Annotated in this window: 19 protein-coding genes; 8 read left to right on the plus strand and 11 right to left on the minus strand. The window is 60.6% G+C overall.

Features of this window, described 5'->3' with window-relative positions:
* Positions 1-33: 33 nt before the first annotated feature.
* The 3 genes from L4X63_RS18655 to L4X63_RS18665 all read right to left on the minus strand — a co-directional run bounded on the left by L4X63_RS18655 (position 34) and on the right by L4X63_RS18665 (position 4395).
* Complete coding sequence (locus L4X63_RS18655; RefSeq protein ID WP_250680173.1) at positions 34-2352, minus strand: GumC family protein; 2319 nt, start codon at positions 2350-2352, stop codon at positions 34-36.
* A 10-nt stretch (positions 2353-2362) separates the two neighbouring features.
* Positions 2363-3415 carry a polysaccharide biosynthesis/export family protein gene (locus tag L4X63_RS18660; RefSeq protein ID WP_284694714.1) on the minus strand — a complete coding sequence of 351 codons (1053 nt, stop codon included), beginning with the start codon at positions 3413-3415 and terminating at the stop codon, positions 2363-2365.
* Positions 3416-3630: 215 nt separating this feature from the next.
* A complete protein-coding gene (locus L4X63_RS18665) occupies positions 3631-4395 on the minus strand; it encodes a tyrosine-protein phosphatase (RefSeq protein ID WP_250680175.1) in 765 nt (254 codons plus the stop codon).
* A 108-nt stretch (positions 4396-4503) separates the two neighbouring features.
* On the opposite strand from L4X63_RS18665, the gene L4X63_RS18670 reads away from it, so the two are divergent.
* The 4 genes from L4X63_RS18670 to L4X63_RS23745 are packed head-to-tail and all read left to right on the plus strand — an operon-like array spanning position 4504 to position 8372.
* Positions 4504-5520, plus strand: coding sequence for a 4Fe-4S dicluster domain-containing protein (locus tag L4X63_RS18670; RefSeq protein ID WP_250680307.1), 1017 nt, complete (start codon positions 4504-4506; stop codon positions 5518-5520).
* A complete protein-coding gene (locus L4X63_RS18675) occupies positions 5517-6362 on the plus strand; it encodes an FAD/NAD(P)-binding protein (RefSeq protein WP_250680176.1) in 846 nt (281 codons plus the stop codon). The genes L4X63_RS18670 and L4X63_RS18675 overlap by 4 nt, the downstream gene beginning before the upstream one ends.
* A complete protein-coding gene (locus L4X63_RS18680; protein WP_250680177.1) occupies positions 6359-7117 on the plus strand; it encodes an NADH-quinone oxidoreductase subunit B family protein in 759 nt (252 codons plus the stop codon). Before L4X63_RS18675 ends, L4X63_RS18680 begins: the two co-directional genes overlap by 4 nt.
* Positions 7101-8372, plus strand: coding sequence for a Ni/Fe hydrogenase subunit alpha (locus L4X63_RS23745; RefSeq protein WP_284694715.1), 1272 nt, complete (start codon positions 7101-7103; stop codon positions 8370-8372). The genes L4X63_RS18680 and L4X63_RS23745 overlap by 17 nt, the downstream gene beginning before the upstream one ends.
* Before the next feature lie 568 nt (positions 8373-8940).
* Here L4X63_RS23745 and L4X63_RS18690 read toward each other — a convergent pair.
* The gene (locus tag L4X63_RS18690; protein ID WP_250680178.1) at positions 8941-9786 is read right to left on the minus strand and encodes an NAD-dependent epimerase/dehydratase family protein; all 846 of its coding nucleotides are present in this window, start codon (positions 9784-9786) and stop codon (positions 8941-8943) included.
* Positions 9787-10088: 302 nt separating this feature from the next.
* Between L4X63_RS18690 and L4X63_RS18695 the strand changes: the two genes are divergently transcribed.
* The 3 genes from L4X63_RS18695 to L4X63_RS18705 all read left to right on the plus strand — a co-directional run bounded on the left by L4X63_RS18695 (position 10089) and on the right by L4X63_RS18705 (position 13651).
* Entirely contained in the window at positions 10089-11516 is a 1428-nt protein-coding gene (locus L4X63_RS18695) for a nicotinate phosphoribosyltransferase (protein ID WP_250680179.1), read from the plus strand.
* A gap of 323 nt (positions 11517-11839) precedes the next feature.
* Positions 11840-12436, plus strand: coding sequence for an isochorismatase family protein (locus L4X63_RS18700; RefSeq protein WP_250680180.1), 597 nt, complete (start codon positions 11840-11842; stop codon positions 12434-12436).
* A 150-nt stretch (positions 12437-12586) separates the two neighbouring features.
* Positions 12587-13651 carry a 3-deoxy-7-phosphoheptulonate synthase gene (locus tag L4X63_RS18705; RefSeq protein ID WP_250680181.1) on the plus strand — a complete coding sequence of 355 codons (1065 nt, stop codon included), beginning with the start codon at positions 12587-12589 and terminating at the stop codon, positions 13649-13651.
* 303 nt (positions 13652-13954) lie between these two features.
* Here L4X63_RS18705 and serA read toward each other — a convergent pair whose 3' ends face one another.
* From serA to trpE, 7 genes are all read right to left on the minus strand, one after another.
* On the minus strand, positions 13955-15556 hold the full coding sequence (serA, locus tag L4X63_RS18710; RefSeq protein ID WP_250680182.1) for a phosphoglycerate dehydrogenase: 1602 nt from the start codon (positions 15554-15556) through the stop codon (positions 13955-13957).
* A gap of 160 nt (positions 15557-15716) precedes the next feature.
* Positions 15717-16328 (minus strand): phosphoribosylanthranilate isomerase, encoded by a 612-nt coding sequence (locus L4X63_RS18715; protein WP_250680183.1) that lies wholly within the window; start codon positions 16326-16328, stop codon positions 15717-15719.
* A gap of 336 nt (positions 16329-16664) precedes the next feature.
* The gene (locus tag L4X63_RS18720; protein ID WP_250680184.1) at positions 16665-18020 is read right to left on the minus strand and encodes a TrpB-like pyridoxal phosphate-dependent enzyme; all 1356 of its coding nucleotides are present in this window, start codon (positions 18018-18020) and stop codon (positions 16665-16667) included.
* 28 nt (positions 18021-18048) lie between these two features.
* Entirely contained in the window at positions 18049-18849 is an 801-nt protein-coding gene (gene trpC / locus L4X63_RS18725) for an indole-3-glycerol phosphate synthase TrpC (protein ID WP_250680185.1), read from the minus strand.
* A 161-nt stretch (positions 18850-19010) separates the two neighbouring features.
* Positions 19011-20069: an anthranilate phosphoribosyltransferase gene (trpD, locus tag L4X63_RS18730; protein WP_250680186.1), complete on the minus strand. Its 1059-nt coding sequence runs from the start codon at positions 20067-20069 to the stop codon at positions 19011-19013.
* A gap of 215 nt (positions 20070-20284) precedes the next feature.
* Positions 20285-20857, minus strand: a complete 573-nt coding sequence (locus tag L4X63_RS18735) for an anthranilate synthase component II (protein WP_250680187.1) — start codon at positions 20855-20857, stop codon at positions 20285-20287.
* A gap of 300 nt (positions 20858-21157) precedes the next feature.
* The gene (gene trpE / locus L4X63_RS18740; protein WP_250680188.1) at positions 21158-22633 is read right to left on the minus strand and encodes an anthranilate synthase component I; all 1476 of its coding nucleotides are present in this window, start codon (positions 22631-22633) and stop codon (positions 21158-21160) included.
* 234 nt (positions 22634-22867) lie between these two features.
* Between trpE and L4X63_RS18745 the strand changes: the two genes are divergently transcribed.
* Complete coding sequence (locus tag L4X63_RS18745) at positions 22868-23920, plus strand: hypothetical protein (RefSeq protein ID WP_250680189.1); 1053 nt, start codon at positions 22868-22870, stop codon at positions 23918-23920.
* Positions 23921-23933 lie beyond the last annotated feature (13 nt).

Here is a 23933-nt window from a genome sequence, read left to right on the forward strand (position 1 = left end):
CATGCCGAGCATCACACTCGGCTGAATTTCAGACTATCCTCTTCCGAATTTCCACCACGGCTTCTTCTCGGGCTCAAGGCCGTAGCCATAACCATAGCCATAGCCGTTGCCATACCCGTAGCCGTATCCGTAGCCGTACCCATACCCCTGCCCTCCGGAATTCTTATCCGATACGACATAGCCTGCGATAGGGGCCGAAACGGAAAGCAGAGTCTCCTTGGTCCGCTGTGCGGCTTTGATGGGTACCCGCCCGGCTTCGACAACGACCACGACCTGGTCGGCCAGCCGGGTCAGCACCGCAGCATCGGTAACCGCCAGCACCGGTGGTGCATCGATTACTACCTGGTCGTACTTAGCGGACATTTCTTCCACCAAGTGCATCATCGCATCCGAGCCGAGCATTTCGGACGGGTTCGGGGGGACGGTGCCGGCCCGGAGGAGATCGAGCCCCTCGACCTCCGTGGTAAAGATGGACTCGGCAGCAGGGGTATCGCCCGCCAAGACTTCGGTAAGCCCATGCCCTCTTCCAATACCGAACTTTTCGTGAAGGGTTGAACGGCGGAGGTCGCAGTCAATCAACAGGATACGGCTGCCGGTCTGGGCCAGGGTAATGGCCAGGTTGGAGGAAATGGTGGATTTCCCTTCCCCCGGGAAGGAACTGGTGACAAGCAAAACCTTTTTCTTGCGATTCACTCCACTGAAGTGGAGACCGGTGCGAATGGCGCGAAAGGCTTCGGACGCAGGCGCTTTGGGCGAGAAATGAGTCACCATGGCCTCGTTGCCGTCCTTCTTCTGGATAAAGGGCACTACCCCCAACATAGGGAGAGGGGAGAGTACCTGCTTGGTCTGGTCGGGATCCTTAAGCGTGTCGTCCAAATACTCCTTGAAAAAGCAAAGCCCGGCCCCGCTCATCAAGCCGAGTATGAGTCCTAGAAGGAGGTTTTTCGCCTTTTTGGGCGAGACCGGGTCGTCGGCGGCAATAGCCGAGTCGACAATGCTTATGTTGTTGATGGTCGACGCCCTCGCTATCCGGGCCTCCTCATGCTTTTGCAGCAAAAAGGTGTAGATGTCGGAGTTGACCTTATTGACTCGCATCAAACGCGCGAGGTCCCGCTCGGCCACCGGAAGCTTTTTGATCCCCGCATCATACTGAGCGATCAACCTGGTAAGGTTTACCTCATCCTTCCGGATGGTTGCCAAGGTGGTTTCATAGGTAGCCTGAAGCTTTTTCTGGACCTCATCTATCTGGCCCTGGACCACCCTAACCCCGGGATGGTTTTCAGTGGAATCAGAAAGGAGTCCCTTTTTCTGGATCTGCAGGTCGGCCAATTTCGAAGTCAAAGCGCTAATCACCGGGTCGTCGGTCGGCCCGGGTGAATATATGGCCCCTTTCAGCCTTGCTGCCTTGAGGGAGGAAAGGGCAAACTCAACCTGCTTTCGCCGCAGGATCAGGTCGGCCTTCTGTTTCTCGGTGTCGGAGAGGAGTTGCAGCAGGTTTTGCGCTTCGGCATCGAGTTGAACAACGCCCGTGGCTGTTTTATAAGCCTCCAACTTTTTCTCGGCATCCTCAAGATCGTTTTTGACCCCCTTCAACTGGTCTTCGACAAAGCTGACGGTACGGGTGGCCTCCTCCGCCTTGAGGGCTACCCCTTTATCCAGATAGGCCTGCACCAAGGTGTTTACAACGTCCCGGGCAAGAATGGGGTTCCGGCTGCGATAGGTGACGGCGATAACGTTGGTCTTTTTGCCAACCTCCGTCGCCTTGATCCTCTTTCCCAAGGCCTCGACCGTCTCGTTGAAGGGAAGCATGGTAAGACGGAAGTGATCCCCCTTCGCCCCCTTCAATTCCTTGACGAGGAGGGTCATGCCTTTGCCTTGGAAGAGGGTGCCCACCCTTCCGCTTCCCAAGACGGTGCCGTCGCTGTCGGTCACGGAGAAGGTACCCGGTCCGGTTATGTCGACGGAATAGATCGGGTCCTGAGAGGTCGAGGTGAAATCAAGCAGCTTTACTTCCACACCGTCCGATTTCTTGCCGATCTTCCAGTTAAGGTGCAGAGCAGACACCACGGCTTCCATGTTGCTGCGGGCCCTGAGGATCTCGAGCTCCGAATCTACCGGAGCGGCAGCGTTGAGAAGAAGATCACCCATCTGGCCAACCTTGCCTTTGTCGTCTTTGACAAAGAGGGTTGCCGTCGATTCGTAGGAGGGGGGGACCAGGAAGGTATAGAGAGCCACCAGCACAAAAAACAAAAGGAAGGTGGCCCAGAAGGTCATCCTCCTTCTCATAATCACTTTAATGTAATCCTGCAGGTGGATTTCCTCCACCTGCGTAACGGGCAACTGCTGGTTCATATTTTCTTCCCTATTTGCTTAGGTACTTGATTGACACGAAGGGCTGGAGCACGTTGCTGACCAGTTGCAGGGAGGGGAGCATGTCGGCGATGGCATCGTTCCAGTTCCCGAAGCCGCTCTTCGGCACGTAGATAACGTCGCCATCGACGAGAGGCGGCGAGATGGCCTCCCCCTTGAGGATCTTCTGGAAGTCGACGACGATGAGCTGGCCGCGGGTGGTGGACAGCGAGCGGATGATCCTCAGGTGCTTGAGATCGTAGCCGGTGTCGCGCAGGTCCGCGCTCCCGACCGCCTGGGCGAGATTCATCCCCGTGCTCGGCATCGGAACCACACCCGGCTTCTTGACCGCTCCGAAAACGAAAACGACCTGGTTGCGGTTGTCGGGAAGATAAATGGTATCCCCCCCCTTCAACCAGACGTTCTGCTTCAGATCGCCCCCCTGGAGAAGGTCCCAGAGATCCACCGGGACAATCTTGCCGTCCCGGGAAAGCCGGGCGCCGCGGAGGTTCGCGGTCGGGTCGAAACCGCTTCCCAGCGATATTCCCTGGACCAGGTTCAGCGGCCGGTCCATGTAGTAGGTCCCCGGCATCTTGAACTGCCCCATCAGGTACAGCGGAAGGCTCTTGTATTCCGCCACCTCCACCACCACCCAGGGGGACTGCAGGTACTTCTTCAGCACGACCGACAGCTTCGCCTCGATCTCGGTCAGGGTGAGTCCGGCAACCTGGACCGCTCCGGCCAAGGGAACATGGAGGAACCCCTTGCCGTCTACCCTGCTCCCCTGAACCTTGCCGTTAGCCCCCGGAGAGGCCACCGTGAATTCTGGCCGCCCGTTGATATCGACCAGGAGAACGTCGCCGGGGCCCACTTGGTAGTCTTTGGACGGTGCGGGCTCGGGAGGGAGAGTAGGGACGGAGACTTCTTCCTTGGCAACGATGGCACTGCCTATCTCTTTGACGGTGCCGGGAGGAATGTCTCGGTAGGGGGCACAACTGGGTAAGCCGAATAAAGCGAGGAACAGTACTGCCAGAGGTACTGAACGCAGAATGCTATGTCTTTTCATTTCCACCTATCCCGTGAAATGTGTAGGTATCTCGAATAGCATTTCAGAGACATGAAGTCAAATGTTTAAAGGGTTTTGGATGAAATTTTTCGTATTTGATACAAGGATTTACGCTGGCAAAGACAGAGATAGCTGCATTTCGGAGAGATATCGGCGAGGGGTATATCGAGGAAGGTCAGCCCTTTTCAGGACAAACTCTATCCTGATGGAGGTCTTTACCGGTGCAGCTCTTCCCCGGTGAGGAGCCGGAGCGCGGCGGCATCGCCGACGACGGATACGATAGCGTCGATTCCCTGGGAAACGATCTGGCCGAGCCGTTCGCTTTTGTGGGCGTCGCTCCCCAGGCACGAGTAGACGCCGTGGCGGAGAAAGAGCAGGGCCCGCTGCTTGATCTCATGGCCGTAGTAGCCGGCGAAACTGCCGAGGTTCCCCTGGAACCGGCAGCCGGACTCCTTGAGGCTGACGATCAGCGAGCTCTCCATGTCAGGCTGCTTCTGCCGCTTCCACAAAAGCGACATCAGCCCGGCGTCCCGGCACCCCGGCTCGAAGACGTTGCACCGCTCGGGATGGGCGAACAGCGGGACGATCCCCCGGTTAAGCATCCACGAGACCACGGGGGGAAGGATCTCCTTCCCGGCGGCGAACGGAACCTCGACCAGCAGGTGCGGTACTGTCCCGGTGGTCAGGGCGTCGCCGGCCTGGTCGACGAGGAACTCGTCCATGTAGTGCTCGGTACCGGGCACGAGCTTCAGGTCGATCCCCGCCTCGTGGACGTGGCGCTGAAGCTGGCGGGTCCCCTGCCTCACCTTTTCCGGTTCGTTGTCGAAGCACCCTTTGATCCGGTGGGGCGTGCAGTGAACGGTGCCGAAGCCGCAATCCACGAGGATCCTGGCCATCTCCAGGGAATGCTCGAGAGTCCCCGATCCGTCGTCGATGCCGGGAAGAAGGTGGGAATGGTAGTCGGTATAACGAGTGGTCATATTGCCGGAGAGTACTAGCACGATACTGTCATCAAGTCAAAAGGTTCGGTTGCATGACGGAAAGTCGCCGATAGAATTAACTGATCCAAGAGGTGACACGTGGCGACCATGTTTCTCAAAGAGAGCCTGCTGGGTGAATTCCTGGAAACGCTGCGCTTGTTCGGTGAGTTGGCCGGCCCCACTCTGTCCGTGCAGGGGGTGACCGTACTGGCCCCTGTGACAGATCCATCCCTGCTTCTTCTCGACTATAAACGGACACAGATTCCCCCCAAGAAGTACCTGCTCCCCTTCCGGGAAAAAGTTATCTCATTCTCCAAAGGCGGCTACCACAACGGCGGAGACGAACCCGCCAGAACCGTCCTCTTCGCCATCCACCCCTGCGACCTCGAAGGTATCGCCTACCTCGACCGGGTCTTTCTGGCCGACCCCGCCGATCCGGGCTACGCCCGCAGGCGCTCGGGGCTCACCCTGGTCGGGATCTCCTGCGAGCCGGACGACTTCTGCTTCTGCTCGGGGACCGGGGAGGCGGCCCCCTGCGACCTTTTCCTCAACAGGGCCGAGGGCGGGTTCGAGGTGACCCTCTCCACAGCGCGCGGAGAGGAGATCGCGGCGGCGGCCAGGGGGTGTTTGACGGCGTTCGACTCTGCATCCAAGGGCAAAAAATCCCCCCTGCCCCCCCTTCGCAAAGGGGGGGACGTAGTGCCGGCAGTTCGCCCGCAGGGTTTGAAACGGGCTACCTTGGTCCCGGGGAGCGTGGATCCCGAACTGAGATTTTCCGGCCATCCCCTCTGGGAGGAATTTGCCAGGCGCTGCGTGGGGTGCGGCGCCTGCTCGGTCTGCTGCCCGACCTGCTACTGCTTCGACCTCCGGGAGTACCCGGAACTTACCGGCGGCCACAGACGCATGCGTGAGTGGGACAACTGCCTCTTCAAGAACCACGGCGAGGTGGCGGGGGGCAACTTCCGGCCGGAGCGGCTGGACCGGCTCCGCTACCGCTTCCTCCACAAGTTCTGCGGCTTCTCACCTCTGGAGGGGATGAGCTCCTGCGTGGGGTGCGGCAGATGCCGGCAGTTCTGCCCGGTGGATATCGATTTGAGGGAACTGTTGCCGGAGGAGGGATCATGACCGGGCCGTTCTCACCGCATATTCCGGTGGCCGCAACTCTGACCGCGAAGCGTGACCTGACCTCCGACACGGCGCTATTCACGCTGTCCGCCGGACGGGACGCCGCCGGGTTTCTCTCCACCTTCGTCCCCGGCCAGTTTGTCCAGCTCTCGGTGCCGGGCGGCGGGGAGATCCCGATCTCTCCTGCCGAGCCTCCGTCCGCCGGAATGATCCGCCTCTGTGTGCGGCGCGTGGGGCACGTGACCGGTCTGTTGCACCGGCTCCCGGCCGGCAGCCCGCTCGGCATCCGCGGACCGTTCGGGCGCGGATTCCCGGTCGACGAGATGGCGGGGCACCCGGTCCTGCTGCTGGCCGGAGGGCTGGGAATCGCACCCCTTCGCTCGCTGATCAGCCACCTTATGGCCTACCGGGAGAAGTTCGGCGAGATCACCCTCATGTACGGCGCCCGCGAGCCCTCGGTGATGCTCTTTCGGGACGAGCTGGTGGAACTGGCCGGCCGCGGCCTGATCCGCCTGTACCTGACGGTCGACTTCGCCCCCGAGGACCAGGTGGGGGGATACAGCTGCGCCCGGGGGCTTCTCCCCGACCTCCTCGAAGGGTTCCGCTTCGACGCCGCCAACAGTTACGCGGCGGTCTGCGGCCCCCCTCCCCTCTACCGCTGCCTGACCGCGGACCTCGAGCAGGCCGGGGTCCATCCCAGCCGCGTCCTGTTGAGCCTGGAGCGGCGGATGCGCTGCGGGATCGGGCGCTGCTGCCACTGCGCCATCGGCCAGAAGCTCTGCTGCACCGACGGGCCGGTCTTCCGCCTGAGCGAGCTGAAAGATATCCCGGAGGCGCTATGAACAGGCCGCGACTCGCCATAGCCGGGCTCACCGCCTGTTCAGGCTGCCAGCTGATGCTCCTCAACTGCGAGGGTGAGCTTCCCGAGATCGTCGAGCGCTTCGAGATCGTGCATTTCCCGATGGGGGAGAGCGGAAGTGATCCCCTCGACCGCTACGACGTCGCCATCGTGGAAGGGGCAGTCTCCACCCCGAAGGACCACCAGACTCTTTTCCGGCTGAGAAACGCGAGCCGCACCCTGATCGCCCTCGGCACCTGCGCGCTCTTTGGCGGCGTGGCCGCCATGAACAACGGCACGTGGGACCGGGGGGAGGCGCTCCGCGAGGTCTACGGCGAGGGGGCCGGTGAGATCGACAGTTTCCGCCCCGCCGCCCTGGGCTCCTTCGTCACGGTCGATTTTGCCGTCACCGGTTGCCCTCCCGAAAAAAGCGAGATCCTCGAGTTGCTGTCGGCGCTTTTAGCCGGCACCCTCCCTCCCCTCCCCTCCTATCCGGTCTGCCTTGAGTGCCGGAGCCGGGAGAATCTTTGCCTTTTGCTGGAAAGGGACGACCTCTGCCTCGGCCCGGTTACCCGGGGAGGGTGCAACGCCCGCTGCCCGGCCACCGGGATCGCCTGCGAGGGGTGCCGCGGCCCGGTAGAAGAGGCCAACGTGGCCCAGGAGTTGGAGTTGTTGCTGGAGCGCCGCTTCTCGAAAGAGGAGATCGTTCGGAGAATGAGCCGTTTCAAAGCGGAGTGGGACTATGGCCAGCGTCGTTGAGATCAATCCCCTCACCAGGGTCGAGGGGCACGGACGGATCGAAGTGGTGGTGGAAGGTGGGCGGGTGGACCGGGTCAACCTCTCCCTGACGGACTCTCCCCGTCTCTTCGAACAGCTCCTGGTGGGTAAGAGCTACCGGGAGGTGCCGGAGATCGTCTGCCGGATCTGCTCGATCTGCTCCACCATTCACAAGCTGACCGCCATCATGGCCATCGAGCGGGCCTTCGGGATAGAGGTCTCCGAGATCACCCGCCTCACCCGCGAGCTGATCGTGCAGGGGGGAAGCCTCCAGGACCACGCCCTGCACCTCTACTGCCTGGTGCTCCCCGACCTGATGGGAAAACGCGGGGTCGCCGAACTGGTGGCCGAGGCGCCCGATGTGCTCAAGAAGGGGCTGGCCATCAAGGAGGCAGGAAACCTCATCCAAGAGGTGGTGGGCGGCAGGATGATCCACCCGGTAAACATCGTGGTGGGAGGGCTCGGGCAAAGGATCGCCAAGCGTGACCTTCTCCGCCTCAAGCAGCGGCTCACCGCGGTGCTCCCCGCCTGCCGGGAGACCGTATGCCTCTTCAGAATCCCTTTCCCCTTCCCACCGCTTCCGCCCCCCGAATTCCTGGCGCTGGTGCCGGACCACACGGGCTTTACCGGCGGCAGTTTCCGGCTGAAGGGAGGGGAGAGTTTTGCGGTAGAAAACTACCGGGAACACGTGGTTGAGACGGTGGGGCCGCGCACGCACGCGAAGCTTGCCTTGGCCGACGGGAGGGAGCCGACGGTGGGAGCCCTTTCGCGGCTGAACCTCGGCTTCCCGCTGGAGCCCGGGGCGGCGGAGCTCTTCGGGCCGGTCAGGAGCGAGCTGACCGGCGGGGACATCCGGGGGAACAATCTGGCCCAGGCGGTAGAACTCTGCCACGCGGCGGAGCGGGCGCTCGCCCTGGTGGAACGCCTATTGGAGCTGGAGGGGCGGGGGGAAGAAAAGGTGGAAGTGCGCCCTGCGGAGGGATGGGGAACGGCGGCCTGCGAGGCGCCGCGCGGGGTGCTGATCCACAGTTACCTGTTCGACGGGGAGGGGATCTGCCGGGAGGCGGACGTCGTCACCCCGACCTCCCTGAACCAGCGCGCCCTTTCGCGCGACCTGCTGGCGCTGGCCCGCGGGATCGAGGCAGGCGGCGAGGATGCTATGAGAATTGCCCTCGAACAGCTCACCCGCTGCTACGACCCCTGTATTTCCTGCGCTGTACACTTGATACGGATATAGCAATTAGAATATACTTTTAAATTTTTTTCCACACTAGCTTGACACTCATAGAGCCGATGCTAAGCTTGCCCTGAAGTCAGCGCACACGATGCGCGCTCTGTATGAGCGGACCGAGTACTGTTTGAGCCCCCTGACCACCTTGACAAAGAAATGACCCCAATGCCGATCGCGGTGTGCAAGCCCTCAACTTTGAGAGGGAAGCCTGAAGCGGATCTATTGGGAAACGCTGCCCCGAGCGGTCAGCAACTCAAACAACCGGACTGTTAGATACAGAGTCATGCCGGTCACGAGAGCCGGCGCACAACAAAAGGTCCATGAACATTGTTTCATGGACCTTTCTTATTCATAAACCCTCAAAAGCTGATAGAACACGGATAACACGGATTGAACGGATACAGGCGGATCAGACAAAGGCTTTAGGGATAAAACTAACGTCAAAGGCTTGGAACGCGGATGACGCGGATTAGACGGATTAACGCGGATAAGGCGAAGGCTTTGGGGTAAAAACTAAAAACCAAAAGATTGATCCGCGTAGATCCGCTCAATCCGTCATCCGCGTTCTATTGCTTTACGGTTTCAGTCCTTCCTCAACCGTCGGATACCTCAGCTCCACTCCCAGCTTTTCAAGCATCTTCCTGTTGTCCACCACCCGCGATTCGGAGAAGTAGCTGATCATCAGCGGGGTCATCACCTTCTTCGCCTCCTCCATGGTCACCCGCCGCGGCCTCGATAGCCCCAGTTTATCGGCGGCGGCGTCGAAGTAACTCGTCATGCTGGTCGGATGACCGTCGGAGACGTTGAAGATCTCCCCTCCTTCCCCGCGCTCCAGGGCGGCCAGACAGATCCGCGCCAGGTCATCGGCATGGATCCGGTTGGTCGGCATGCACTCCTCCTCTCGCAGGACCGGCTGTCCGGTGGTCAGCTGGGTCACCGGGAGGCGGTCGGCGGCGTAGATGGCGGTTACCCTGAGGATCACCACAGGAATCCCGCGCTCACGGCCGAAAGCAAGGAATAGTTCCTCGCCGTGCAAGCGTCGCTTTCCGCGTGCGGTCCCCGGCATGGGCGGGGTCTCCTCGGTCACCACGTCGCCCTGGGCATCGCCGTACACCGCGCTGGTGCTGATGTAGACGATCTTTGCGGGCTCGTTGCCGGGGAAAATGGAGGAGATGAAGTTCCGGACCCTGGTTTCCTCGTGCCCGCCGCCGGGCGGAGGCGCCAGGTAGATTACCGAGGCTCCCTTGATGGGAAGATCCGCCAAAGTGACAGGTAAATCCAGGTTGCCGGTACAGTGGCGGGCGCCGGGAAGGCACGCATCTTCCCGGTTAAAGGTAGCTACACTATCGCCCCGGTCGAGGGCCAGCCGTCCAATCCGGCGCCCGATGGCGCCGCAGCCGATCAATAGAAGTTCTGACATATCAGGAAGCTCCTTTTTGCTTTTAATTCGACCACCTTTTCTACCAGAAAGGACGGGACTGAGCCAAGTCAAAACCGCCACCACTGGAACACTGATCAAGTGTGATGAAATCAACTGAGACGGAATATTTTCATCCCTAACCTTAAAGCTGTTGTTCGATCCGCGTTTATCCGCCCAATCCGCATCATCGGCGTTCTATCTGTGTTTGGTTTTGTCTGCCTCCTGAGGATGTGTTAGAGTTTAGCCACCGGCAGCCTTATCATGAAGCTCCTACCGCCAGCTCACTTATTTTAGAGGTACCTATGCGCTTTTCCCCTCTGCTCACCGATCTCTACGAACTGACCATGCTGGCCGGATACCTCGAGGAGGGGATGCAGGATCGTTCCGCGGTCTTCGACCTCTTCTTCCGCCACAACCCCTTCAAGGGGGGATACGCCGTCTTCGCCGGGCTGGAAACCGCCCTCGACTACCTGGAAGGGCTCTCCTTCTCGGCGGAAGAGCTCGACTACCTGAACGGATTGGGGATCTTCAAGGCCGAGTTTCTTTCCTTCCTGGAAGGGTTCCGCTTCAAGGGGAGCATCACCGCTCCTGCCGAGGGATCGGTGGTCTTCGCCGGAGAGCCGCTTCTGAGCGTGGAAGGGACCCTGGCGGAGGCGCAGTTCGTGGAGACCGCCCTTCTCAACATCGTCAATTTCCAGACCTTGGTCGCCACCAAGGCGGCCCGCATCGCCGGAGCGGCGGGCGGGGCGCGGGTGCTGGAGTTCGGTCTTAGGCGCGCGCAGGGGCCGGACGGCGGCCTTTCGGTGGCGCGAGCGGCCTACATCGGCGGGGTGCGGAGCACGAGCAATGTGCTGGCGGGCAAGGTCTTCGGCATGCCCGTGATGGGAACTCACGCCCACAGCTGGGTCATGGCCTTCCCCGACGAGCTCACCGCCTTCCGCAGCTACGCGAGACACTTCCCGGACAGCACAGTCCTGCTGATCGACACCTACGACACGCTCAAAAGCGGCCTCCCCAACGCCATCACGGTGGCGGCCGAGCTGAAGGCGGCGGGGCACTCCCTGGTCGGGGTGCGGATCGATTCCGGCGACCTCGCCTACCTCTCCCGCCAGGTCCGCCAGGCCATGGACGCCGCCGGCTTCCCCGAAGTCAAGATCGTCGCCTCCAATGAGCTGGACGAGTACGTGATCGACTCCATCCGGGACGAGGATGGCAGGGTCGACATCTACGGAGTCGGAACCCGGCTCGCGACCTGCGCCGGACAGGGTGGAGGCGCCTTGGGGGGAGTCTATAAGCTCGTGCGGGTGGACGGCCACCCGAAGCTGAAAGTCACCAGCGATGTCGCCAAGGCAACCCTGCCGGACCGCAAGAGGGTCGTCCGCGTCACCACTCCCGACGGCCACTTCGTGCAGGACGTGGTCACCCTGCAAGACGAGGAGCTCCGCTCCGGCGACCTGGTCTTCGACCCGGCCAACCCGCTTCAGCACGTCAGGATTCCGGCCGACGCAGCCTTCCGCGAGGTGCGGAGCCAGGTGATGTCGCACGGAGCCCGCACCGCCCCCTCCCCTACCCTGAACCAGTCCGCCGACCGCTGCGCAGAAGAGTTGCGGCGCCTTCCGGAGGGGTGTCAGCGTTTGGTCAATCCCCACATCTACAAGGTATCGCTGAGCACCGGGCTGAACGAGCTCCGCTTGGAGATGATGGCCGAGGTGCAGAGCAGGTTCATTTAAAAACATCGAACACGGATGACACGGATTGAACGGATAAAGACGGATCAGGCAAAAGCTTTATGTTTAAAACAAACCTTAAAACCGTTGAACGCGGATGACGCGGATTGGGCGGATGAACGCGGATCAGACAAAGACTTTAAGGTAAAAGCGGCTTCCTAAACAATGACACGGATTAAGCAAAGACTTAAAGGTTAACGCTTTAACCCCTCAAGATTTATCCGTGTAGATCCGTTCAATCAGATTTGATCCGTGTTCTATTGCTTTTCAGGTTTATCCGCGTCATCCGCGTTCTAATGCTTTTGCTTACGGAAGGAGAGACCGTCATGCGCCGCAGAGGAGCCCTGGTAGTGGTGGACGTACAGGTGGACTTCTGCCCGGGCGGTAGCCTCCCGGTCCCCGAGGGGGACTTGGTAGTCCCGGTCCTGAACCGCTATCTGAAGATCTTTTCGGATAAGGGGTCCCCCATCTTCGCCACACGCGATTGGCACCCCTCCGACAGCCGGCACTTCCAAACTCTCGGCGGAAACTGGCCGGTTCACTGCGTCCAGCAAAGCCCCGGGGCCTTCTTCCATCCCGACCTCGCGCTCCCGGAGGGGACCATCATTATCTCCAAGGGGATGTCCCGCTGGGACAACGGCTATTCCGCCATGGAGGGGATGACGGACAACGGGACTCCTTTCCCCATGCTCCTGCGCCGGATGGCGCTCGACCGCCTCTTCGTGGGGGGGCTCGCCACCGACTACTGCGTCAAAGAGACCGTCCTCGGCGCCCTCAAGGACGGCTACCTGGTCACCCTGCTCACCGACGCCATCAGGGGGGTCAACCTCTCCCCGACCGACTCGGATCAGGCGATTGCCGAGATGACCGGGGCGGGTGCGGTGGTGGCCACTCTCGCCACATTGAGAGAATCCATCTGCTGAAACGCCCTTTTTCGCCGCGGATTTACGGCTGGACCATACAAGAGTATGCCCGTCTCAAAAAACGGTAATCAGGGGGGATTTCTTTTTGACACCATGGGCGAAACGCGCTAGATTACGCTGTCACATTAAAAAGCACTAGGCGGAGCGCTCATGATCAAGACCAATAATCTCAAAATCAAAAGCATTACTCCCATCATCGCACCGACCGACCTCAGGCAGGTCTTTCCGGTCTCCGAGCAGTCGAGCACCTATGTCACCGAGAACCGCAACGCCATCATCCGCATCCTGCGGGGCGAGGACAAGCGGCTCTTGGTGGTGGTCGGTCCCTGCTCGATCCACGACCCCAAAGGTGCCCTGGAGTATGCCGAGAAACTGGCGGCGCTCTCCCGCGAGCTTTCCGACGAGCTGCTCCTGATCATGAGGGTCTATTTCGAGAAGCCGCGTACCACCATCGGCTGGAAGGGGCTCATCAACGACCCGGACATGAACGGGACCCACCTGATCTCGAAGGGTCTGGGGATCGCCCGCCGGCTTTTGTGCGCCATCACCGAGATGGGGCTTCCGGTAGCGACCGAGATGCTCGATCCCATCACCCCCGAGTACCTGGCCGACCTCCTCTGCTGGGGCGCCATCGGTGCCCGGACCACCGAATCGCAGACCCACCGCGAGATGGCCAGCGGCCTCTCCTTCCCGATCGGCTTCAAAAACGGCACCGACGGCAACCTCCAGATCGCAATCGACGCCATGAAGGCAGCGCTGCATTCCCACAGCTTCCTCGGCATCAACCGCGACGGCCTGACCTCCATCGTGCAGACCAACGGAAACCCCGACGTACACATGGTGCTCCGCGGCGGCAAGAAGCCGAACTATTCCCCCGAGGACATCGCCAATACCGAGGAGATGCTCAACAAGGCCGGTCTCAATCCGACCATCATGGTCGACTGCAGCCACGGAAACTCCGAGAAGAAGTACGAGAATCAGCCGAAGGTCCTATCGAGCGTGATCGACCAGATCGAGGCGGGGAACCGTTCGATCTCGAGCGTGATGATCGAGAGCTACCTGAAGGACGGGAACCAGCCGATGGTTGCCGACACCTCCAAGCTCGCCTACGGCGTCTCCATCACCGACAGCTGCATCAGCTGGGAGACCACCGAGAAGGCGCTGCGCGAGGCACACGCGAGACTCAAGAAGTGCGGCGGTAGAAAGCTCGTATAAAACGATAACGGCGGATAAACCTAAGACAAAGGCAATGGAACACGGATCAAATCTGATGTAACGGATTTACACGGGTCAAGCTTTTAGAGGGAAGGCCTTTACACTAAAAGAGTCTTTGATTGATCCGCGTGTATCCGCTCAATCCGCGTCATCCGCGTTCCATGCTTTTGACTCTTTGCCTGATCCGCCTTTAGCCGCTCAATCCGTGTCATCCGTGTTCTGTCGCCGTTGATGTTAGTCATTGATGTAAAAAGGCCCCGAGGGATTCCCCCGGGGCCTTTTACTTTATAGGCTGTTATCGTCTTACCCTTTGGCGGTTACCAGGTAGAGCGGCTTGATGAAGGTCGCCTCGGTGGCCTTCTTGACCTTCTCGACCACGTCCGCGGGAACGGCGCAGTCCAGCGAAAGGATGACCATGGCCTCCCCTTTCTTCTCGCGGCGGCCGAGGTTCATGGAGGCGATGTTGATGTCGCTCTCGCCGAGGATGGTGCCGATCTTGCCGATGATACCCGGACGGTCGCCGTAGGACAAAAGCAGCATGTGCTCTTCGGGACGGAAGTCCATCTGGAAGTCGCGCAGCTTCACGATCCTGGGGATGCCCTCGAACAATGCTCCGGAGATCAGCCGCTTCTCGCCCGAGCCTTCCAGGCTCACGGTAATCATGTTGGAGAAGGCTTCGGACTGGCTCGATTTCTCCTCGCTGACCACGATCCCCATCCGCTGGGCTACCAGCTGGGCGTTGACCATGTTGACGTCCTGATCCACGCGCCGGTTCAGAAGGGAAGCCAGACCGCAGACGGTGATCGGGGTGCAGTCGTACTGGGCCAGGTTGCCGGTGTAGGAGAAGGTCACCTTGTTGACGTTGGTGTCCACGAGCTGGATGATGAAGTCGGCCAGGACATTCACCAGGTTCAGGTACGGCCGCATCTGCCCCATGAGGGAAGCGTCGAAGCGTGGGATGTTGATGGCATTCTCCAGCGGCTGCTCGTCGAGGTAATGAATGATCTCCTGGGAGACGTCGACGGCGACGTTGACCTGGGCCTCGAAGGTATTGGCGCCCAGGTGCGGGGTGACGACCATCTTCGGGTGGCCGATCAGCCCCTTGAGCACTTCGGAGTCGGGGGGTTCGTGGCTCCAGACGTCGAAGGCGGCGCCGGTGACCTTGCCGGAGTTGAGGGCGTCGAGGGTGGCCTGCTCGTTATAGATGCCGCCGCGGGCGCAGTTGATGATGATGACGCCGTCCTTCATGGCGGCGAATTCCTTGGCGCCGATCATGTCGCGGGTCTCGTCGGTGAGCGGGGTGTGGACGGTGATGATGTCGCAGGTGCGGATCACCTCGTCGAGAGAAACGAGCTTGACGCCGAGGTCCTGGGCCCTCTTCTCGGCGATGTAGGGGTCGCAGGCGATGACATCGCACTCGAATGCTTTGAGACGGGTAGCGACCCGGCCGCCGACCTTGCCGAGGCCAATGACGCCGGCCTTTTTCCCTTTCAGCTCGTAACCGGTGAAGGGGGCACGTTTCCAGGCGCCGCTTTTGAGGGAGCCGTTGGCCTGGGTCACGTTGCGGCAGAAGGAAAGCAGCAGCGCCATGGTGTGCTCGGCGGCGCTGTTGGTGTTGCCGAAAGGAGCATTGACGACGATGACCCCTTTGGCACTGGCGTACTCGACGTCGACGTTGTCGACCCCGACCCCGGCGCGGGCGACCATCTTGAGGTTCTTGCCGGCATCGAGGAGAGCCTTGTCGACGGTGGTGCCGCTCCTGGTGATGATACCATCGTAGTTACCAATGATGGAGTGAAGCTCTTCCTTCTTCAGTCCCAGCTTGATGTCCAGTTGCACACGCGGGTCGTTGAGCAAAAGGGCCAAACCTTCTTGAGCCACCTCATCGGTTACGATAATCTTCATTTCCACTCCTTTGTTTTGTTAGACGTTGTTACGTCGATATGCCAATTAATCCCCATCCTCATCCCCCCTCCCCTTGAAAGAGAGAGAGTCTGCGAAAGTGGGAAAAGCTCAGGTAGTAGTTATTGGCGCCGCCTGACCGTTCAGGGGCTAATAGGGGTAATCAAAAACCCTTCGCCCGCCGGATGAAGTTCCTGACTTTTTCCGGATCCTTCACGCCGGGAGAAAGCTCCACGCCGCTGGAGACATCGACGCCGTAGGGGGCGACCTGCGCAACCGCTGAGGTGACATTGTCCGGTTCGAGTCCGCCGGCCAGGACGATCGGGCCATGTGCCTTGGCGGCTACCGCGCACTCCCAGTCGAACTTGGCTCCGGTACCGCCGTAGGCGTTGGGGGAATAGGCATCGAGCACATACCCCGCCACCCGGTAATCGGGCATCGCGGCGAGAGATTCCATTCCCCGCACCCGGAAGGCTTTCATAACCCTGCGGCGCACCTCCCCGCAGTAATCGGGACTCTCGTCGCCATGGAGCTGGGCGATGTCGAGGCGGCAGCGGTCGGCGGTATCGTTGACGAATTCAAGGGGAGCGTTGACGAAAAGCCCCACCACCTGGATGAAGGGGGGAAGCGAGGTGATGATGGAGGCGGCCTTTTCCGTGTCGAGAAAGCGCGGGGATTTCTCGAAGAAGATGAACCCCAGGGCGTCAGCCCCGGCCGCGGCGGCCATCAGGGCATCCTCCACAGAAGTTATGCCACAGATCTTCACCTTTGTCATCGCTGTATACCCTTAAAATTACTTAGTTACGTACAGAAACAGCAAAACTGTGGAACACGGATGACACGGATATAACGGATAAAGGCGGATCAGGCAAAACCCTAACCGAACCTTGGAACGCGGATGACGCGGATTGAGCGGATACACGCGGATCAATCAAAGACTCTTTTATTGTAAAAGCCTTACCCCTAAGCTTTATCCGTGTATATCCGTTACATCAGATTTGATCCGTGTTCCATTGTGTTAAAGGTTTGAGCTTAACCTTTAAAAGGTTTATCCGCAAAATCCGCAAAATCCGCGTCATCCGCGTTCTAGTGCCTGTGTCTCTGGGTCTTCCTACAGTGCCACCTTCGGCAGCCGCTGGAGCGCTTCGCGGATCTTCTCCTCCGGGTACTCGAAGTCTTCGAGCGAGCCGGAGAGGTACGCGTCGTAGGCGGCCATGTCGAGCTGGCCGTGGCCGGAAAGCCCGAACAGGATGGTCTTCTCTTTCCCCTCTTCCTTGGCCAGCACGGCCTCGTCGATGGCGGCACGCACGGCGTGGGAGGATTCAGGGGCCGGAACGATCCCTTCGCTCCTGGCGAAGAGCAAGGCGCCCTCGAAGCAGGAGTTCTGCTTGTACGCCTTAGCCTCGATCTCCCCTGCCTGGTAGAGCTGGGAAACCAGCGCGGAGTCGCCGTGGTAACGGAGACCGCCGGCATGGATCCCCGGCGGCACGAAATCGTGGCCGAGGGTGTACATCTTCATGATCGGGGCCATCTTAACGGTATCGCCGTAGTCGAAGGCATAGATCCCCTTGGTCAGCGTCGGGCAGGAGGCGGGCTCGACAGCCAGGGCACGGACTTTTTTGCCATTCGCGCGGTCGGAGATGAACGGGAAGGCGAGACCGGCGAAGTTGGATCCGCCGCCGCAGCAGGCGATGACGACGTCCGGGTAATCCCCCACGGTGGCGAGCTGGTCCTTGGCCTCCAGGCCGATGACGGTCTGGTGGAGGCAGACGTGGTTCAACACGCTTCCCAGCGCATAGTTGGTGTCGGCGTGGGTGGCGGCGTCCTCGACCGCCTCGGAGATAGCGATGCCGAGGCTCCCCGGGTTATCGGGATCGTGGGCCAGGATGGAACGCCCGGAGTTGGTGAACTCGGAGGGGGACGGGAACACCTGGGCCCCCCACAGCTGCATCATACTTTTCCGGTACGGTTTCTGGGTGCAGGAGACCTTCACCATGTAGATGGTACACTCCAGCCCGAACATCGAGCAGGCCAAGGCCAGCGAACTCCCCCACTGCCCGGCGCCGGTCTCGGTCGCGAGCCTGCGGATGCCCGCCTGCTTGTTGTAGTAGGCCTGAGGAATCGCGGAGTTCGGCTTGTGCGAACCGGCCGGCGAGACACCTTCATACTTGTAGTAGATCTTGGCCGGGGTGCCGAGCGCCTGCTCGAGGCGGCGTGCGCGGTACAAGGGCGACGGCCTCCAGAGCTTATAGATCTCCCGGACCTCATCGGGGATGTCGATCCAGCGCTGGTTGGACATCTCCTGCTCGATGAGGGACATCGGGAAGATGGCCAGCATGTCGTCGGGAGTGACGGGCTGGAGGGTCTGCGGATTGATGACCGGATGCAGCGGCCCGGGCATGTCGGGGATGATGTTGTACCACTGCTTCGGAATTTTGGTCTCTTCCAGGACGATCTTCGTGTTCATGGCCCGCTCCTTTTTACATTGCATGAAATTAGCCAAGCAGTTCGCGCAGTTTTTCCCCGATATCTTCCTCGCGCACCAGCGATTCCCCGATCAGGAAGGCGTCGATGCGATTCTCGCTTAGGCGGACGATCTCCTCGCGGTGGTTGATCCCGCTCTCGGCAACGATAAGGTAGCCGTCTGGAATCTGGGCCGCCAGACGTTCGGAAGTGGCGATATCCACCTCGAAGGTCCGGAGGTTACGGTTGTTGATGCCGATCAGGCGGCAGTCGGTTTTAAGGGCGGTCTCCAGCTCGCGATCGTCGTGGACCTCCAGCAAGACGTCCAGCGAGAGTTCCCGGGCGAGGGCATGGAAGTCGCGCAGCTGCGGGAGATCGAGCATGGCGGCGATCAGGAGAATGGCATCGGCGCCGGCGGCCCTCGCCTGGTAGATCTGGTACGGGTCGAAGATGAAGTCCTTGCGCAAAAGCGGAAGGCTCACCTGTTCGCGGATCAGGGCGAGGTAGCCCAGATGGCCGAGGAAGAAGTGCTCGTCGGTCAAAACCGACAGGCAGGTGGCGCCGTTGTTCTGGTAGGTCAGCGCGATATCGAGGGGATCGAAGTCCTCGCGGATGACACCTTTGGACGGGGAGCCTTTCTTGACCTCGGCGATGATGGCGGTCCAGCCGGACTCGCGGGAGTTCCGCAGCGCCATTTCGAAGCCGCGGGGGTTGTCTTCGAGATCGCCGATGCGGGCGACGATCTCGGAAAGCGGAGACGCGGCCTTCTCGGCGGCGACTTCGCCCTGCTTGTAATCGACTATCTTTTTGAGGACATCAGGAATGTTGGACATGTAAATCCCTATAGACAAATCATGGAACACGGATGACACGGATTGAACGGATAAAGGCCGATCAAGCAAAAGCTTTTAAGGTTAAAGCATGGACCCCAAATAGCTTTATCCGTGGAAATCCGTTCAATCAGATTTGATCCGTGTTCTATTTCGCTTTGTTCCTATTCGCTTTCGTTGGTCATTGCCGCCAGTTTTTCCAGCTGTTTTGCTGCCCGGCCCGAGTCGATGGCGTCTTCGGCCATGCGGAGCCCTTCCATGACGCCGGTGGCCTTGCCGGCTGCCACCAGGGCATAGCCCGCGTTCAACAGGACGATGTCGCGCTTGGGCCCGTTCACGCCTGCCAGGATGTCCCTGACGATACCCGCGTTCCCCTTGGCATCGCCTCCGCGCAGTTCGGCGGCGGCACAACGCTTAAGCCCGAACTCTTCGGGAGAGATCACTGTTACCTCGACCCCCTCCCGGGTCACCTCGGCCACCCGGGTCTCGCCGTTGAGGGTGATCTCGTCCATGCCGTCCAGACCGTGGACGACGAAGCCACGTTTGCAGCCGAGGTTCTTCAGCACGTGGCCGATCTTGTCGACCAGTTCGGGGCGGTAGACCCCGAGCACCTGGCAGTCGGCGCCCGCCGGGTTGGTCAGCGGGCCGAGCACGTTGAAGATGGTACGGATGCCGATCTCGCGCCGGGGGCCGATGGCGTGCTTCATGGCACCGTGGAGCGCCGGGGCGAAAAGGAACCCGATGCCGATCTCGGCGATGCACCGCTCCACCGTTTCCGGGGTCACGTCCAGGTTCACCCCCAGGGACTCGAGGACATCCGCCGACCCGCAGGAGGAGGAGACGGCGCGGTTGCCGTGCTTGGCGACCTTGATCCCGCAGGAGGAGACCACGAAAGCTACCGTGGTGGAGATGTTGAAACTGTTGGTACCGCTGCCGCCGGTGCCGCAGGTATCGAGGATCGTTTCCTGGTCGAGGTTGATCTCGTCGCGGTCCAGGTCGAGGACCCGCTTTCCTACCCTGATGGGCATGACGCGGTCGCGCATGACGCGGGCGGCGCCGGTGATCTCGTCGACCGTCTCACCCTTCATGCGAAGGGCGGTGATGAAGGAGGCGATCTGGGCCGGGGTGGCGCCCCCGGACATGACCTGGTCCATCACCTCGATCATTTCCGGCTCGCTCAAGTCCTGCCGCTCTACCACCCTGGCAATCGCTTTACGAATCATTTCGGCTCCTTTGGTGCCACGGAGACACGGAGAGTTCCGGAGAAAACAAACCTCTAAAACCTTGTGCCACGGAGGCACGGAGAACTTCGGAGAGAAACAACCTGACTATCAGGGGGGTAAGTCAAAGACTTTACCCTTAAAGATTTGGTTTCCTCAGATGTTCTCCGTGGCTCCGTGGCTAATGCCGTTGAGCCTTGCTCCGATGATCTCCGTGGCTACTGCCTCGTCATCCTGAGGAAGTTCCTGAGGAGGTCCATTCCTCCTTCGGTCAGGATCGACTCGGGGTGGAACTGCACGCCCCAGATCGGAAGCGTCTTGTGCTGCATCCCCATGATCTCCCCCTCGGCCACCCAGGCGGTGACCTCCAACTCCTTGGGGAGGCTCTCCCGCTCGACGATCAGCGAGTGGTACCTGGTGGCGTTGAAGGGATTGGGAAGCCCCTCGAAGAGCCCCTTGCCGTCATGGTGGATGGGCGACGTCTTCCCGTGCATGAGGGTCGCACTCTTGATGACCATGCCGCCGAAGGCGTACCCGATGGACTGGTGGCCGAGGCAGACACCCAGGATGGGGATCTTCCCGGCAAAGTGCCTGATCGCCTCGACCGAGATCCCCGCCTCTTCCGGAGAACAGGGGCCGGGGGAGACCACGATCCGGTCCGGGGAGAGCGCCTCGATCTCGGCGATGGTGATCTTGTCGTTGCGGTAGACCCGCACGTCCTCACCCAGCTCGCCCAGGTACTGGACGATGTTGTAGGTGAAGGAATCGTAGTTATCTATCATCAGAAGCATTGAGACACCTCAAAACTTAAAATCATGGACCACGGAAAAGGACGGGAAATCTGAATCAAAGACATTGGAACGCGGATGACGCGGATTTAGCGGATTAACGCGGATCAGGCAAAAGCATTTTATTGTTCAAGCCTTACCTCTTAACCCTAAAGCCTTAACCCAAAGCTTTATCCGTGCAAATCCGTTCCATCAGATTGATCCGTGTTCTATTGCCTTGCTTCTTTTTCTATCAAAAGTTTTATCCGCGTAGATCCGCTCAATCCGCGTCATCCGCGTTCTATCGCCTTTGACTTTGTCCTCTCAGTCCAACCCCTTCTCTGCCATCTCGATGGCTCGTTTCACCGCCATCGCCTTGTTGACAGTCTCCGTGTACTCGGCGGCGGGGTCGGAGTCGGCGACGATACCGGCGCCGGACTGGAGGTGGACCTTGCCGTCCTTCACCACCAGGGTCCTGATGGCGATCGCCATGTCCATGTTCCCGGAGAAGGAGAAGTAGCCGACCGCGCCGCCGTACACCTCGCGGCGCATCCCTTCCAGCTCCTCGATGATCTCCATGGCCCGCACCTTGGGCGCCCCGGAGAGGGTCCCGGCCGGGAAGGTGGCCCTCACCACGTCGAAGGAATCCTGGCCGGGGGCGAGCTCGCCCTGGACGTTGGAGACGATGTGCATGACGTGGGAGTAGCGCTCGATCACCATCAGCTCGGAGACCTTCACGCTCCCGATGTTGCAGACCCGGCCAAGATCGTTGCGGCCGAGATCGACCAGCATAACGTGCTCGGCCCGCTCCTTGGGATCGGCCAGAAGCTCCCGGGCCAGCGCCTCGTCGGCGGCCGGTGTCGCGCCGCGAGGGCGGGTACCGGCGATGGGGCGAAGCTCGACGAGATCGCCTTCCTTGCGCACCATGACTTCGGGAGATGCGCCGACCACCACGGTCTCGTCCATCCTCAGGAAGAACATGTACGGAGAGGGATTGAGCGTTCTCAAAACGCGGTAGATATCGAAGGGGTCGACGGTGAGATCGCCGGAGAAGCGCTGGGAGAGCACCACCTGGATGATGTCGCCCTCCTTCACGTACTGCTTGCAGCGCACCACCGCGTTCTCGAAATCCTCGCGCTTCACGTTGGAAGTGAGGTTGACCTTCCCCTGGGACGGTTTCTTCTCGACAGCGGCCAGCGGTGCCTTGAGCCGCGCGATCAGCCCCTCGATCTTTTTCACCGCCTCGTCATAGGCGGCCTGGGGCGACGCCGAGCCGTCGAGGTGGGCGTTGGAGACCACCTTGATCTTCTGGCTGAGGCTGTCGAAGATCAGGATCGTGTCGGTAATGATGAAGTAGGCATCGTAGGCATCGATCTCGCGCCGGTTCTTTTCGGGAAGCTTTTCGAAATGGCGGACGGCATCGTAGCCCAAGTACCCGACCGCCCCACCGAAAAAGCGGGGAATCCCCGGGACTTCGACCGGCGTGTAGCGGGCCATGTAGCCACGAATGTAATCGAGCGGATCCTCCACTTCGACCCGGGTCACCTCTCCCCCTTCCACGATCTCGACCCAATTGTCCTTGCCCCGGATGACCACCGCCGGTGAGGAGCCCAGGAAGGTGTAGCGGCCCCACTTCTCTCCCCCCTCGATACTTTCGAGCAGGAAGCCGTAGCGGCCGTCATCGATCTTCTTGAAGGCGCCAACGGGGGTGTCCAGGTCGGCCAGGATTTCCCGGTAGACCGGAATCAGGTTGCCTTGGGCGGAAAGGGATTGAAACGAGGCGAAATCGGGATGATACATAGGGCTCCTTTTGTAGTTGCCCGGGCTGGGCCTTGGAGGGAAGCTAGCCCTTGATGCTTATGGGTTTAGCTTACATTTATTAACATAGTGGGAATCAAGAGTCAAGGAAAGTAGCGGAGTTACCAGATCACAAGGGGATCGGGAGCGGCGTTTTGGATGATCAAATAGTGGGATAGGGAAATGAAAAGTCGCGGTTGCCGAAGCTGCCGCCGTTAGTTACAATCTCCACGACCAATGAGTAAGCTTTCCAATCTCATAGAGCACATCCGCCGCATCGCACTCGCCGTCGTCGACCTCATCGTCAGGTTCAAGCGGTCCACGGAAAAGCTGTTCCTGCCCCACGAGGGAAGGGTCAAGCCGGAGGGAGACATCGCCCTCGACGCGCTGACGGCAAGGTTCCCGCGTTACCTGCGGGCCGCTCCCGGGCACGTGGTTTGCGGCAGAGGGTGGTATCCCCTGGTGTGGGACCTCTGCACCGCGATCGAGGCGCTCGAGCACCTCGCCATGCCGAAGGTGGGGACCGTCCAGGCCGAAGAGCGGCTGGGGGGGCTCTTCATCAAGATCGACTCCCCTTCCCTCTTGGTCCGCGAACTCGCCCGCGACATCGAGCACAAGGCCGCCGCCACCTGCGAGGAGTGCGGTGCGGCTGGCTCGCTCAGGCTCGGGCACGGCTTCGCCAAGACCCTCTGTCCCGATCACGCCAAGATCCGCAAGCGCCCCTACCACAAGATGGGAGAACTGGAGCCGGGGCAAAAGACCAGGCTCCTCTTTCTCGACGCCGAGTTCACCGACCTCGAGTACCCGCAACTGATCAGTATCGCGCTGGTGGCGGACAGCGGCGAGAGCTTCTACTGCGAGCTCGCCAACGGCTGGAGCCCGGTGGGATGTTCCGGGTTCGTGCTCCAGAACGTCCTCCCCCTTTTGACCGGGGGAGAGTTCATGCAGGAGAGAAGCTACGCCGGTCCCCGGCTATCCCAGTGGGTGACCGATTTCGGCTGTCCCGTCCGGGTCGTGAGCGACGCACCCCGCTACGACTGGGTGCTCATGCTGGACCTCCTCTTGGAGGCGGTTCCGGTCAACCTCTGCCCGGCTCCCATCACCTTTTACTCCGACAGTTTCCCCGAGCTGGTGCCGCTATTACAGGAGGCGCGGGCGAAATCGCTCCAGTCGTCCGAGGGATCCCAGCATCACGCGCTCTTCGACGCGCAGGCGCTGCGCGAGGCGTGGGAGGTGATGCGGCTGAACGTCCACCCCGCCATCCTCGACCAGTATCTCAGACAGTATTAGATCAAAGGCGATG

The sequence above is a fragment of the Geomonas sp. Red32 genome, from assembly GCF_023652955.1.
In the GTDB taxonomy this organism is placed as follows: domain Bacteria; phylum Desulfobacterota; class Desulfuromonadia; order Geobacterales; family Geobacteraceae; genus Geomonas.